This window comes from Pseudoalteromonas sp. SG43-8, assembly GCF_014164245.1.
GTDB classification, from domain to species: Bacteria; Pseudomonadota; Gammaproteobacteria; order Enterobacterales; family Alteromonadaceae; genus Pseudoalteromonas; species Pseudoalteromonas distincta.
On record NZ_JACJEX010000005.1, the window covers coordinates 158,525 to 171,525 of the forward strand.

14 protein-coding genes are annotated in these 13,001 nt (G+C 38.9%); 8 read left to right on the forward strand and 6 right to left on the reverse strand.

The features are described from left to right. From H5122_RS11755 to H5122_RS11770, 4 genes are all read right to left on the reverse strand, one after another. The gene (locus H5122_RS11755) at positions 1-1,344 is read right to left on the reverse strand and encodes a Na(+)-translocating NADH-quinone reductase subunit A (protein WP_024596562.1); all 1,344 of its coding nucleotides are present in this window, start codon (positions 1,342-1,344) and stop codon (positions 1-3) included. Between the two features lie 629 nt (positions 1,345-1,973). Further along, on the reverse strand, positions 1,974-3,167 hold the full coding sequence (fabV, locus tag H5122_RS11760; RefSeq protein WP_182682191.1) for an enoyl-ACP reductase FabV: 1,194 nt from the start codon (positions 3,165-3,167) through the stop codon (positions 1,974-1,976). Between the two features lie 113 nt (positions 3,168-3,280). Continuing rightward, a complete protein-coding gene (locus H5122_RS11765; RefSeq protein ID WP_024596564.1) occupies positions 3,281-3,592 on the reverse strand; it encodes a BolA family transcriptional regulator in 312 nt (103 codons plus the stop codon). Positions 3,593-3,653: 61 nt separating this feature from the next. Next, complete coding sequence (locus H5122_RS11770; protein ID WP_024604969.1) at positions 3,654-4,265, reverse strand: alpha-ketoglutarate-dependent dioxygenase AlkB; 612 nt, start codon at positions 4,263-4,265, stop codon at positions 3,654-3,656. A gap of 42 nt (positions 4,266-4,307) precedes the next feature. On the opposite strand from H5122_RS11770, the gene H5122_RS11775 reads away from it, so the two are divergent. Genes H5122_RS11775 through H5122_RS11790 form a run of 4 tightly spaced genes read left to right on the forward strand, consistent with a single transcriptional unit; the run spans position 4,308 to position 8,063 of the window. After that, complete coding sequence (locus H5122_RS11775) at positions 4,308-5,450, forward strand: methyltransferase (protein ID WP_182682190.1); 1,143 nt, start codon at positions 4,308-4,310, stop codon at positions 5,448-5,450. Then, positions 5,451-6,011 carry a YajG family lipoprotein gene (locus H5122_RS11780; protein ID WP_149603069.1) on the forward strand — a complete coding sequence of 187 codons (561 nt, stop codon included), beginning with the start codon at positions 5,451-5,453 and terminating at the stop codon, positions 6,009-6,011. 2 nt (positions 6,012-6,013) lie between these two features. Next, the gene (locus tag H5122_RS11785) at positions 6,014-6,634 is read left to right on the forward strand and encodes a peptidylprolyl isomerase (RefSeq protein ID WP_002958906.1); all 621 of its coding nucleotides are present in this window, start codon (positions 6,014-6,016) and stop codon (positions 6,632-6,634) included. Between the two features lie 49 nt (positions 6,635-6,683). Next, positions 6,684-8,063 carry an AmpG family muropeptide MFS transporter gene (locus H5122_RS11790; protein WP_002958907.1) on the forward strand — a complete coding sequence of 460 codons (1,380 nt, stop codon included), beginning with the start codon at positions 6,684-6,686 and terminating at the stop codon, positions 8,061-8,063. Positions 8,064-8,133: 70 nt separating this feature from the next. On the opposite strand, the gene H5122_RS11795 is transcribed toward H5122_RS11790, so the two are convergent. Then, positions 8,134-8,373 carry a helix-turn-helix domain-containing protein gene (locus H5122_RS11795; RefSeq protein WP_002958908.1) on the reverse strand — a complete coding sequence of 80 codons (240 nt, stop codon included), beginning with the start codon at positions 8,371-8,373 and terminating at the stop codon, positions 8,134-8,136. Positions 8,374-8,819: 446 nt separating this feature from the next. Between H5122_RS11795 and H5122_RS11800 the strand changes: the two genes are divergently transcribed. Next, positions 8,820-9,008: a hypothetical protein gene (locus H5122_RS11800; protein WP_024596569.1), complete on the forward strand. Its 189-nt coding sequence runs from the start codon at positions 8,820-8,822 to the stop codon at positions 9,006-9,008. A 49-nt stretch (positions 9,009-9,057) separates the two neighbouring features. Here H5122_RS11800 and erpA read toward each other — a convergent pair whose 3' ends face one another. After that, entirely contained in the window at positions 9,058-9,396 is a 339-nt protein-coding gene (erpA, locus tag H5122_RS11805) for an iron-sulfur cluster insertion protein ErpA (protein WP_002958911.1), read from the reverse strand. 321 nt (positions 9,397-9,717) lie between these two features. Here erpA and H5122_RS11810 point away from each other — a divergent pair, with 321 nt between their 5' ends. The 3 genes from H5122_RS11810 (at position 9,718) to H5122_RS11820 (ending at position 12,981) form a co-directional block, all read left to right on the forward strand. Further along, the gene (locus H5122_RS11810; protein WP_182682189.1) at positions 9,718-11,400 is read left to right on the forward strand and encodes a chloride channel protein; all 1,683 of its coding nucleotides are present in this window, start codon (positions 9,718-9,720) and stop codon (positions 11,398-11,400) included. A 15-nt stretch (positions 11,401-11,415) separates the two neighbouring features. Next, positions 11,416-11,850 (forward strand): CopD family protein, encoded by a 435-nt coding sequence (locus tag H5122_RS11815; protein WP_002958913.1) that lies wholly within the window; start codon positions 11,416-11,418, stop codon positions 11,848-11,850. Positions 11,851-11,964: 114 nt separating this feature from the next. Further along, positions 11,965-12,981, forward strand: a complete 1,017-nt coding sequence (locus H5122_RS11820; RefSeq protein ID WP_002958914.1) for an aspartate carbamoyltransferase — start codon at positions 11,965-11,967, stop codon at positions 12,979-12,981. Positions 12,982-13,001: the final 20 nt, after the last annotated feature.

The window sequence follows — 13,001 nt, forward strand, 5'->3', positions numbered from 1 at the left end:
CTAGCCTTCCTTCTCGATCGTAGTTAAGCAATCGCGTAGGATAGAACCATACTCGTATTTGCCTGGACAAACGAAGGTACATAACGCTAAATCTTCTTCATCAAGTTCAAGCGCGCCCAATGAAATTGCACTGTCTAAATCACGTGCAATTAAGTCACGTAATAATAGAGTAGGCAAAATATCTAACGGCATTACGCGCTCGTAGCTACCAATTGGTACCATGGCACGTTTTGAACCACCTGTTGACGTTGTCATTTTAAATAAACGACTTGGTGCAAGGTGAGAAAGGAATGTACGCGTTACAGAGAATTTATCACTACCTGGTGCAATCCAGCCAAACAATTCTTTTTCGCGACCTTCAAGTAAAACAGATACTTGAACGTGGTAACGACCTAAGAATGCATGAACACCGTTTGAAATAGAACCCGATAGAACAGAACCAGAAATAACGCGGTTATCTCCGTCTTCTAACTCACCAGCCACTAAATCATCCAATGAAGCACCTAATTGTGTTTTCACTAAACGTGGGTTTTTAACGCGAGGACCTGCAAGCGAAATAACACGATTTGTGTAAATTTCACCAGTAAGGAATAAGTGACCATACGCAATAACGTCTTGGTAACCAATATGCCAAACTTGTTTGCTAACAGAAACTGCATCAAGATGATGGATATGAGTGCCAACGAGGCCAGCCGGATGCACACCACCAAACTCATGTACTTCTACTTGAGCTATAGATGAGCTAGGAACTTGGCTGCCTGCTTTTTTACACACAAATACTTTGCCATCAGTCAAACGCGAAACAACTGCAAGACCCGCTTCAAATGCTTGCGCATTTTCTGCAATAATTACTGCAGGATCTGCAGCTAATGGGTTTGTGTCGATTGCGGTCACAAAAATAGAACTAGGATTTGCATCCACAGCCGCTACTTTGCTGAATGGGCGAACACGAAGTGCTGTCCATTGACCAGACTGGATAAGTACTTCTTTGGCTTTTTCGCGCTCTAAGCTCGGAAGCTCGTCTGCTTTGAAAGAGTCAAAGGTGATTTGCTCACTGCCTGCTACTTCAATAACAACAGATTGCAGCACACGTTTAGCACCACGATTTATTTCTTTTACTGTACCAGAAGCTGGAGCAGTAAATAGGACGCCTGGGTTCTTTTTATCTTCAAAAAGTACCTGGCCTTTTTTGACTTGGTCATCCACACGAACATGCATGGTTGGACGCATACCGATAAACTCTTCGCCAAGCACAGCTACACGTTTGACAGCAGAACCGTCATGTATAACTTGCTGTGGCGCGCCCTCTAAGGGTAAATCCAGACCTTTTTTTATGTTGATCATACGCACTTGCATTACATTAAAGGAAAGAAACTGAAAAATCGTATCAACCACGTCGCCATTTGAGTTATTCCAAGTTATATCAAGGTACAAAAGAGCAGCTTGCTAGAGATATCAAACAAGCAACGTAGTAAAACTCATCACATATTGTCGAGATTTTAACATCATTTTAGATGACTATGCGAGTGTATTTATGAAAATTATACGACAGAAACACTTATTTAGTTTTGTTAAGTGAATTAAATAAAAATCAAGCTAGACCAAAGTGGTAGCCTAAGCAATTATCATTCCTGATTTCATCGTAAATTCAACAAATCGCATAATACAAAAAAAGCCGCGATAGCGGCTTTTTATAACTAGGGCCTGTTGACCTTTCAGGATTAAAATTTATTCAATCTAGGGGCTATTTAATCGCGGCGTGAGGTTTGTAACCTAGTGGGCTAAGTAAAAACCGAGCAACAAAGAGTAAATAGCCCCTAGGCAGAACCCTTTGGGCAGCGCATGTTTGGCATTTATTCCACGTTATCGCCCATTTATGGGGAATAACCACACTACATAGGCTCTGCCTTGCCTAAATACCAAACAGACTGCTGCAAATTTAACCTCGAAAGATAAACAGGCCCTAAGTTCTGTTAGTCAATCATATTGGCAATTGGCTTAACTGAATCTACATCTTGATCGTAGTCAACACTATCTATACCAAAACCAAATAAGCGTAAAAACTCATTATGGTAACCAACATAATCTGTTAGCTCATCAATGCTGCTCGTATCTACTTTATCCCAAACAGATTGCACGCGAGCTTGTACATCGTCTTCTAGCTCTTTGTAGTTTTGGAATAAATGTCCACCGTCGTCAAAGCGAGGTGATTCACCATACAAGTTTTCACTAAATAAAGCGTGAATTTGCTCAATAGTGCCTTCGTATGTGCCATCTGCTTTCATAACTTTAAATAAAGCAGAGATATATAGCGGCATAATAGGAATAGCAGAACTTGCTTGCGTTACCACAGCATTAAGTGATGAAACATATGCCTCACCATTTAAATCTTTTGTTGATTCTTTAATAGCAGCGGTTGCACGGTCTAAATCTTCTTTAGCCTTACCAATAGTAGCGTGTCCGTATATTGGCCATGTTAGCTCTTTACCAATATAAGTGTACGCAGTCGTTTTAAAGTTATCGGCTAATACATCCGCTTCTTTTAATGCGTCAATCCACATTTCCCAATCTTCACCGCCCATTACTTTAATGGTGTTGTCGATATCGTCTTGGTTTGCAGCTTCAACAGTAATTTCATCAATTTCACGCTTTGATGTATTTAAGTTTTTAGTAGTAACGGCATTTCCAATTGGCTTAAGCGTAGATGAGTATACTTCGCCCGTATTTGGGTCTGTACGACGAGGAGACGCTAAACTGTAAATAATACAATCTACTTTGCCCAAATCTGCTTTAATAGTATCGATTGCTTTTTGTTTAATTTCGTTAGAAAACGCATCGCCATTAATATTTTTAGACCAAAGGCCTGCTTCGTCTGCTGCATCTTGAAAAGCAGCGGTATTGTACCAACCAGCAGAACCTGTTTTGCGATCTGTACCTTCTTTTTCAAAGAAAATACCTAATGTTTTAGCACCACCACCAAACGCAGCTGTAATGCGCGAAGCCAAGCCGTAGCCTGTTGATGCGCCAATAACTAATACATTTTTTGGTGCATTTTTTAATGCGCCTTGTTGTTTTACATAGTTAATTTGTTCTTGAACATGCTCTGCACAACCAGCTGGATGTGCGTTTGTGCAGATAAATCCACGAATTTTAGGCTTAATGACCATTGATCATCCTATATCTTTTACAATAAAAATTAGCGCTAGTTTAAAGGCTAATACTAAAAACACTGATCTGATCAGTTAACCACAAGTGTAACTATCAAATCACTATTAATTATTTAAGCTAATTTAGAGCCGCCCATACAATTAGGTGAATCAGGTGCCTCGCCGCCCTGCTCTGTATACTCATCGGGTGTATATGTATGAATTGCGAGTGCATGAATATGATTTGCTAATTCATCTTTTAGAATTTCATTAATTTCACGATGGCGCTGCAATAAACGTTTACCTGTAAAACCTTCGCTAACCACTATTACTTTAAAGTGTGATTCAGTGCCCGCACTGTGCATATGGCTTTCGTTAATTACGTTTAAATGTTTACACGCAATAGCGTTGCTTATTTTTTCTTGGATCTGTTGCTGCATTGACATAAAAGACCGTTTTAATTAGCTAATTTATATACTTACTATAACAATTTAACGCAGCGCTTGGCTAACTAAATTGCTTTTGTTTAATGTGCTTAATAAATCGGTAAGTTAAACTTATTCGAGGATGTGCAAGCGTTGTTTGCTTAGGTATTGCATGTTGATAATCTCGCTGGCTATGTCCATTCATTATTAAACAGCTGCCACTTTGTAATTTTAAGTCGGTTACTTTATTGCTCGCCTTGTGCTTTAACTTTAGAACCCGATCAGCTCCTAGCGAGACACACACAATTGTTGGTTTATCACCAAGCTCTATTTCATCATCACTGTGCCAGCCCATCGTATCATTACCATCTCGGTAATAATTAACGAGTAATGAGTTTAGAGGCTGATTTAAGTGCGCCTCTAAACGCCTTCTCATATTAAGTAACAATTCATCCCATGGCTCTACTATTTGCTTACTACTTGAATAGCCGTATTCAATATTTAAATCGCTCATGAAGCATTGTAGCCGTGGAATAGGCCCCGTTTTACCATAAACAGTTACATCGGGTTGCTGCCAACGTAGGTTTTTTTGCAAATAATAAAATAGATCGAGGCTTTTTTGTGCACTAAGTGCCCTACTTTGATAAGAAAAGCCATTTGGTAACTGTTGGGGGTTGGCGTTTTGCCGTTGCATGTTAGAATTTACCTACATTAGATTACTGATCAACGAACCATTATGACGACGCAAGCCCAGCTAGGCGATAAAACCTTTACTCTTGAACGCTTTCCTTTGGATCAAAAAAACCGCAGCTTACAAGCGTGGGATTCGGCAGATGAGTACCTTATCAATTATGTTAACGAACATCACCCTGATTGTCGCTCATTGCTCATTTTAAACGATAGCTTTGGTGCACTTGCTTGTTATTTTAATAAGTTAACGGTTTGTTCAGTTAACGATTCTTATATTAGCCACCAAGCTGCGGCTTATAACTTACAAGAAAACAAACTGCCTACAGCAGAGTTTACACAATTAGATAGTTTGTCTGCATTACCGCAGGATGTTGATTTAGTACTTATTAAAATCCCTCGTAATGTAGGTTTTTTACAGTTTCAGTTAAGTGAACTCAGTGAAGTCCTTGCACCTGGTACGCCAGTAATTGCCGCAGGTAAAACAAAAGAAATTCATAACTCAACAATAAAATCATTTGAGCAATTTATTGGTGAAACAAAAACTAGCCTAGCAGTTAAAAAATCCCGTCTTATATTAAGTACAGCTAAAGGCGGATATAAAGCAGCAGATTTCCCTGTAACGTGGGAGCTTGAAGGTACTGAGTTTAATATAACAAACCATGCAAATGTGTTTTCGCGTGATTCGTTAGATATTGGTGCACGCTTCTTTTTTAACTACTTACCAGAAACACCAAAAGCTAAAAGCATTATTGATTTAGGCTGTGGTAACGGAGTTGTTGGATTAATGACGCTTGCTCGTTGCCCTAATGCATCTGTTACTTTTGTTGATGAGTCTTACATGGCAGTAGAGTCGGCTCGGTTAAATGTAGAAATTAACCTAGGCGATAAGTTTGATAACTGCGAGTTCATCGAAAACGACTGTTTAACAGGCTTTGAAAGAGACAGTGTAGATATGGTGCTTTGTAACCCTCCATTTCACCAAGCTCAGGCCGTTACCGACCATATTGCTTGGCAAATGTTTAAACAAGCAAAAGATACTTTAAAAGAAGGCGGCGAGCTGCGTATTATTGGTAATCGCCATTTAGATTATCATGATAAATTAAACCGTATGTTTGGCAACTGTAAGTTGCTAGGTTCAAACAAAAAGTTTGTCGTTTTAAGTGCAACAAAAAATAGTGGAATGCTATAAATGAAATTAACAAACATTATAATTGGGTGTTGTGTATTACTGATACTTGGTGGCTGCGCGAATCAGCCTAGCCAAGTAATACTTAACCCTGTTTATAAAAATGGTCAAATTAGCACTATAAATAGTAGCTTAAGTACTAGTGTAATTGATTTACGTGGCGATACATCAACACTTAAACTTATTGAGTCAGACAAAACTAAAACCTTTGCAAGCCAAGGCATTACCAGCTCTATTAAAAGTGTGTTAGACAGCGCCCTTAGCCGCAATGGAGCCAGTATTTCTAACTTAGCAACTGTTCGCTTTGAAGTAGATATTCATGCATTGCAAGCTGTTGTAACCGAAAAGCTAGTGAGCCATACCAGCGAAGCCCACATAGAACTTGGCGTGCGTGTTATTCGCGCCTCAAGTAACTTTAGTAAAGTGTATAGAGGCAGTGCTAATTTAGAAGGCCCATTTAGTCATGAGCGAGCAAAAATAGAAGGTCAGCTCAATAAGTTGACTGAGCAAGTTATTACCCGCATTGTATCTGACCCTGAATTAATAGAATTTTTAGAAGGTTAACTATGAAACGACTTTTTTTAATCTGCTTAGGCCTATTCTTTAGTGTAAGTAGCTTAGCAGCCCAAGAAGGCCGCTTTGTGCAAAAGGACAACATTTTTCCACGCGTAGAAATTGTAACCTCAATGGGTAGCATCGTGGTTGAGCTAGATCGTTCTAAAGCGCCCATCACAGTCAATAATTTTTTAACTTACGTGTCAGACAAAAGTTATCAAGGCAGCGTTTTTCACCGTATTGAGCGCGATGTAGAAAATGATCGCGACTTTGTTATTCAAGGTGGCGGTTACGATAAAGACTATGATGGCTTACATGAAAATGACCCTATTTTTAATGAAAGCGGTAATGGTTTAAAAAACGATATGTATAGCATTGCTATGGCCTATCAAGATAGACAACCGCACTCAGGAACTCGCCAATTCTTTTTTAATATGGATAATAACGATCACTTAAATCCAGGGAAAGATTGGGGCTTTGCTGTATTTGGTAGCGTAATGGATGGTTACGACACGCTTGATAAAATTATGACTGTTGAAACCGGTTTTAATGAAAAAATTGGCTACGATTTCGTACCTAAAAAACCTGTTGTCATCTTAAACATTAAAGTGCTTGAACAAGTCCCACTATAATTTTTTAAGAGCAGCTTAGCTGCTCTGCATCAAAGCCAATGAAGGCCCTATGAGCAAATCTCTCTCTATTAGCGAATATTTTTCTTACTTTAAAGACAAACGCTTAATCCACATTTTCATATTTGGTATGAGTAGCGGTTTTCCGTGGGTTTTAATTGGCTCTGTTATGTCTGCTTGGCTAAAAGATGAAGGGCTAAGTCGCAGTATGATAGGCCTATTTGGCATTGTATTTGGCGCTTACAGCATAAACTTTTTGTGGTCGCCACTCATTGACCGTACAAAACTTCCTATTTTATATAAATGGCTAGGCCAACGTCGCAGTTGGATACTATTTTGCCAAAGTTTTATTTTTATTGGCACCTTGCTATTAGCAGGGCTTGATTTAAAAGCTAATTTGGCAATTGTTGCTGCGATTTGTTTATTAATCGCCATTGCTTCGGCTACTCAAGACATTGCTATTGATGCCTTTAGAATAGATACCCTAAGCGAAAGCGAATCGCACAAAGCAACCGCTGCAGCCGCCATGGCAACTTCGGGTTGGTGGACAGGTTATGCACTTTTAGGCGCCATTCCATTTTACATGGCCGATATCCCCTCACTCGACTGGCCACAAATTTATTACTTTTTAGCTGCCGTAATGCTGCTGTTAATGAGTGGAGCACTGTTTGCAAAAGAGCCCGAAACTAACCGCGAAGCAGTACATGCTGAGCTTGAGCGTGTGTACCTTGAAAAACTGTCATCTACAAAACAAACTCCTTTAACAAAAACTGTTGCGTGGCTTGCGGTAACCGTTATTGATCCCTTTAGAGCTTTTTTTACTAAAAATGGCGTTAAAACAGCACTAGCATTACTTGCGTTTATTTTCTTATTTAAAATAGGCGAAGCGTTTTTAGGGCGCATGTCAATTGTGTTTTATAAAGAAATTGGTTTTAGTAATAGCGATATAGCTACATTTTCGAAGGTAGGTACAGCGGTACTTACAATCATATTTACCTTTGTTGGCAGTTTATTTAATCAAAAATATGGCATTGTTAAGGGTTTATTTGTAAGTGGTATTGCAATGGCTGCTTCAAACTTAGCCTTCTCGTGGATTGCTTTAGTTGGCCCTGACCTAAGGCTGTATGCCTTTGCTATTGTTATTGATGGCTTTACGCAAGCGTGGTCGTTGGTCGCTATGGTGGCCTTTATATCGATGTTATGCGATAGAGCATTTAGTGCAACGCACTATGCATTACTGGCGTCATTAGGGAATTTAGGACGAACATTGCTTTCAAGCTACAGTGGTGTAGTAATTGATGATTGGTTAATGGGAAATTGGTCGCTGTTCTTTATTTTAACAGCCTTAATGGTTTTACCCTCGTTGATATTTTTATATCTGATTAGGCATAAGTTGTATGAGCTTGAGAAGAATTACCACAAAAATATTTAATGCATCCCTGCATTAACATATTGCTTAGCACTATCAAGTGCCCCTTAAAGTGTACTAAGCAATTATTGAGTTAATCTACTTTTAGCAAGCTAAGTGCTTCATGTGGATCAACTTCTAGAGCTGTACAATAGCGAACAAACTCAATGACATCTAAACGGCGTTCTTGATTTTCAATCTTGCCGATAAATGAATGAGGCGTTCCAAGCACTTGTGCTAGGCTTCGCATTGTATGACCCTTTTCATGGCGCTTAGTTTTAAGCCACTTTGTTAGCTTTGCATTTTCTTCAGAAGAAACTGTTTTGCCCATCATTTTACATCTCCTACTAGATGATTTGACGTACCCATTAAAGCAGTAGTTTCCATCAATAGCCGTAGGCAGGTAAGCAGTCATACTTTCAATAGCAAGCTATTGCTTAATAAAGCATGTGTTGCTACTCACTCCACCAACACAGCTAAAAACTACGCTAATAATATGGTAAAGATTTGTTTTTATTGAGAATGAAATTTTGCCCGTCTCATTCTTGGATACATTATATACTATTAACACTTTGGTTAAATAATTAATTACATACTCGGTACAAAATCAACCTGAACGAACATTTATAAACACTGAATATTTGACCTAAGTTATCAGAAAATATTAAAAAAATAATATTACCTTCATAAAACAGCTTAAAAATATTTATAACATATTTGTTCCATTTTAATGTTACACGTTTATTATTAAGCAATAATTTGCACTAAAAAGGCCAAGTAATGTTCAGACTTCTTTTTTTATTACCTATCGTGTTGTGTTTAGGTTGGTACTTTTTTTTGCGCCACAACGGCGTACCAATTAAACAAGGTAAAAAAGGCTTTATGTATATTTTAGCGTTTTCAGCCTTTGTGCTCGGCTTTTTTGTATTGATAATGCAAATTACCGAATACGCACCAACTGATTTGTAGGCATTAAAAAAGCCGCAAAAGCGGCTTTATTCTATTTAGCGTTTGGCTGTTAAACGCTAAAGCTTGCACCACAACCACAGGTTGTTGTTGCATTTGGATTAGATACAAAAAAGCGTGCGCCTTCTAATCCTTCAGTGTAATCAACCTCACCATCAACCAAATATTGAATGCTCATTGGATCAATAACGAGTGTTACACCATTTTTTACAATTTCTAAATCGCCAGGATTAGCTTTTTCATCAAAAGTAAAACCATATTGAAAACCAGAACAACCACCGCCTGTTACATAAACACGCAGTTTTAAGTCTGGGTTTTCTTCTTCGTCGATTAACTGTTTAACACGAACAGCAGCTGCATCGCTAAACTTAATTGGTAATTCTTCAGACATTTTAAAACCCTCAATATCGCAATGGCGTGATTATCTAATACCCGAGTGTTTTAATCAAGTATAGTAAAACAACTCTTTCCTCTAAGTTATACCTATAAATTAGTAAAAAAGTGGCCAAACATTAACTAGCTAAAATAATACTTAAGCAAACTAAAAGCGACCTTTATACGCTATAAACTCATTAAATATTTTAGTTATAGGCAATAGGTCTTAATCTTCACTGCAAATTGTTAATATAAGTTACGAAAATTTCAAAATCACAAGGACTTAGCTAAACTCTTTTGCTAAAATGCTGCTGAAAAATACAGCGAGGAATTATGCATGTGGCTTGAGCAACTCAGGCGTCGGCTGGCAAAACCTAAAACATCTGTACAATTATGCTTATTAGGCGTAGTTGCCGGATTAATTGCTGCATTTTTTATTATTCTATTTCGCTTAACCATTCTGTTTTTCCAAAGCTTATTTTTAGAAACACCTGACGACTTTACTACCCTACCAACACTTGAACGTGTACTAATGCCTTTAATTGCTGCATTACTAATAGCCACGTTTGCTGCCTTTACTGGGTTTAAACATTACCGCTTGGGTATTCCCTTCGTTATACACAGAATTAAACGTCACTACGGGCAAATGCCTTTATACAATACGGTTAATCAATTTGTTGGTGGCGCACTTGCTCTCATTAGCGGTTTTTCAGTTGGCCGAGAAGGGCCTTCCGTGCATATGGGCGCAACGGGGGCGAGTATTTTGGCAGATAAGCTGCATTTACCGCATAATGCCATGCGCACTCTAAGTGGTTGTGGAGTAGCGGCAGGTATAGCCGCGTCGTTTAATACTCCACTTGCAGCCGTTATTTTTGTAATGGAAGTGGTACTTCGTGAATATAAAGTACATATATTTGTACCTATCATGCTTGCCGCTGTTACTGGCGCACTGGCAACACAGTTTGTTTTTGGTGAAGGTTCAGAGCTTGCACTCATTACCATAGCGCCATTGAGTGGTTGGCATTACCCTTATTTAATATTATGCGGCATGGCGCTGGGTGCTATTGCATTTAGCTTTAATCAAAACTTAATGCTAATTATTAAAACATTTAAACCTTTAAGTATGTTCCCTCGTTTATTAATTGCAGGATGCATTGCCAGCTTAATAGCTTACGCAGTACCTCATGCTATGGGCTCTGGTATGAGCGCAATAACTATCGCGGTTGAATCTCCTGATGACGTAAAGCTACTCACAACTATTTTAATCGCTAAACTACTTGCTACATTGTTTGCTATCGGTTTGGGTATACCAGGTGGTTTAATTGGTCCGGTAATTGGACTTGGCGTATTAATTGGTACTCTAATGGCTTTTTTTGCTCAGTTTATTAGTCCTGGCACTGATATAGCGGGTACTTATGGCGTGTTAGGTATGGCCGGATTAATGGCCGCCACGTTGCATGCGCCACTAGCTGCTTTAACAACGGTCATGGAGCTTACATCGTCACCTGAGATAATTGTTCCAGCTATGCTTGTGATCACCACGGCCTATGTAACAGCATTACAGTTTTTTGGAAATCGCTCCATATTTTTGCAGCAACTAGATTTTCAGGGATTACCGTACCATGTATCTCCCGCTACCGAAGCATTACAAAAAGTGGGGATAATGGATGATATGGATGAAGACTTTAAATTGCTTTATTCTGACGACAAAGTGCAAATAAAAAGCACATTAGATGCCATGGATAGCCAAACTCCGTTAATTGTTTTTGACGAAGAAAATGGCTATCGTCTCGCTGAATACGATTTAACGCTAATGTCTAATGAAACAATAAATATAAATTATATTAGCTTGCAGGGCATCAGTAGTCAGGCCACCCTAGCCGATGCTTTCGATATCCTAAAAGATAAAAGAAGTGGCGCGCTTTACGTTTATAACCTTTTAGATAATCAACAAATTATGGGGCTATTACGCTGGGATCAAATTCATCATATTTTAACCATTCGTAACAGCTTACTTTAAACAATAAGGACTATTATGAGCGCATTATTGATTTATAAAACACTCCACATATTTTTTATGATTGCGTGGTTTGCCGGTATTTTTTACTTGCCTCGATTATTTGTATATCACGCTATGAGCGAGGAAAGATCATGCAACTCTATGTTAAAAGTTATGGAGCGCAGACTACTTTATTTCGTTACCCCATTTGCTGTATTAACCGCTGTATTTGGTGTATTGACCATTGTTGAATATGGTCGTGATTGGTTTAGATACAGTATGTGGTTGCACTATAAGCTAGTGCTTGTGATCATATTATATATATACCACGGCTACTGTTTTAAGTTATTAAATGACTTTAAACATGACCGCAACACTAAGACAGACCGCTTTTACCGTATTTTTAATGAGCTCCCAGTTATTGCGTTGCTCATCATAGTGGCGCTTGCGGTAATAAAACCTAATTTATAAGCTTTGCGGCGCATGTTAAACTTCGCTGCAATTTACAATACTTGCTTTAACACGCGCGATTGCGTGCTCCATTTATGGATTATCGCGCCCATTTGATTGATTAGGAATAACCCCATGTTAAGTTTCCAAGGTGAGCATATACTGTCTGTAAATCAGCTAGACAGAGACTGCATTGAACGTATTTTTGCAGTAGCAAAAAAAATGGAGCCTTATGCTAAAAAGCAAAAGCAAACTACGGTGCTAGAAGGCGCTATTTTAGCTAATTTGTTTTTTGAACCAAGCACTCGTACACGAGTTAGCTTTGGCACCGCCTTTAACTTACTTGGCGGTGGCGTACGTGAAACTACAGGTATGCAAAGTTCAGCCCTTGCTAAGGGTGAGTCTCTTTACGATACCGCCCGCGTTATTTCAGCTTATGCTGACGCTGTTGCTATGCGCCATCCTGATGCAGGCTCGGTAAGTGAATTTGCTGATGGCTGTACTGTGCCGGTTATTAATGGCGGCGACGGCCCAAATGAGCACCCTACTCAAGCATTGCTTGACTTATTAACCATTGAGCGCGAATTACATCGTTTTGGTCAAAATATTGATGGTATGCATATAGCGCTTGTGGGCGATTTAAAGTATGGCCGCACAGTGCATTCTTTATCTAAACTATTGTGCCATTATAAAAACGTAAAGTTTTCGATGGTCGCGCCTGATGGCTTACAAATGCCAACAAGCATTTTAGATGCAGTAGAAAATGCTGGCCATAAAATTGAGCTAGTAAATAAGATGGAAGGCAATTTAGCAGCCGATATTGTTTACCAAACACGTATTCAAGAAGAGCGTTTTCCATCGCAAGAAGAAGCAAATAAATACCGTGGCGGCTTTAGGATTAGCCAATCTATTTACAGCGCTCACTGTAAGCCTAACTCTGTATTAATGCATCCTCTTCCACGTGACAGTCGCTTAGAAGCCAACGAGCTTGATAACGACTTAAACAGTAACGACAATTTAGCAATATTTCGCCAGGTACAAAACGGCGTATTAATTCGTATGGCACTGTTTGCTTTAACACTCGGCGTAGAAAACAAAGTCGATAAGTATGAAGTAGACGTACCTTGGTTTAGCCGCAAACGCGACAGCTAACCCCCTTTTAAGTGACAATT

Excerpts from the sequence above, each read along its gene's own strand:
- H5122_RS11755 (WP_024596562.1), bottom strand. The coding sequence starts at position 1,344 with ATGATCAACATAAAAAAAGGTCTGGATTTACCCTTAGAGGGCGCGCCA.
- fabV (WP_182682191.1), bottom strand. The coding sequence starts at position 3,167 with ATGGTCATTAAGCCTAAAATTCGTGGATTTATCTGCACAAACGCACAT.
- H5122_RS11765 (WP_024596564.1), bottom strand. The coding sequence starts at position 3,592 with ATGTCAATGCAGCAACAGATCCAAGAAAAAATAAGCAACGCTATTGCG.
- H5122_RS11770 (WP_024604969.1), bottom strand. The coding sequence starts at position 4,265 with ATGCAACGGCAAAACGCCAACCCCCAACAGTTACCAAATGGCTTTTCT.
- H5122_RS11775 (WP_182682190.1), top strand. The coding sequence starts at position 4,308 with ATGACGACGCAAGCCCAGCTAGGCGATAAAACCTTTACTCTTGAACGC.
- H5122_RS11780 (WP_149603069.1), top strand. The coding sequence starts at position 5,451 with ATGAAATTAACAAACATTATAATTGGGTGTTGTGTATTACTGATACTT.
- H5122_RS11785 (WP_002958906.1), top strand. The coding sequence starts at position 6,014 with ATGAAACGACTTTTTTTAATCTGCTTAGGCCTATTCTTTAGTGTAAGT.
- H5122_RS11790 (WP_002958907.1), top strand. The coding sequence starts at position 6,684 with ATGAGCAAATCTCTCTCTATTAGCGAATATTTTTCTTACTTTAAAGAC.
- H5122_RS11795 (WP_002958908.1), bottom strand. The coding sequence starts at position 8,373 with ATGATGGGCAAAACAGTTTCTTCTGAAGAAAATGCAAAGCTAACAAAG.
- H5122_RS11800 (WP_024596569.1), top strand. The coding sequence starts at position 8,820 with ATGTTCAGACTTCTTTTTTTATTACCTATCGTGTTGTGTTTAGGTTGG.
- erpA (WP_002958911.1), bottom strand. The coding sequence starts at position 9,396 with ATGTCTGAAGAATTACCAATTAAGTTTAGCGATGCAGCTGCTGTTCGT.
- H5122_RS11810 (WP_182682189.1), top strand. The coding sequence starts at position 9,718 with ATGTGGCTTGAGCAACTCAGGCGTCGGCTGGCAAAACCTAAAACATCT.
- H5122_RS11815 (WP_002958913.1), top strand. The coding sequence starts at position 11,416 with ATGAGCGCATTATTGATTTATAAAACACTCCACATATTTTTTATGATT.
- H5122_RS11820 (WP_002958914.1), top strand. The coding sequence starts at position 11,965 with ATGTTAAGTTTCCAAGGTGAGCATATACTGTCTGTAAATCAGCTAGAC.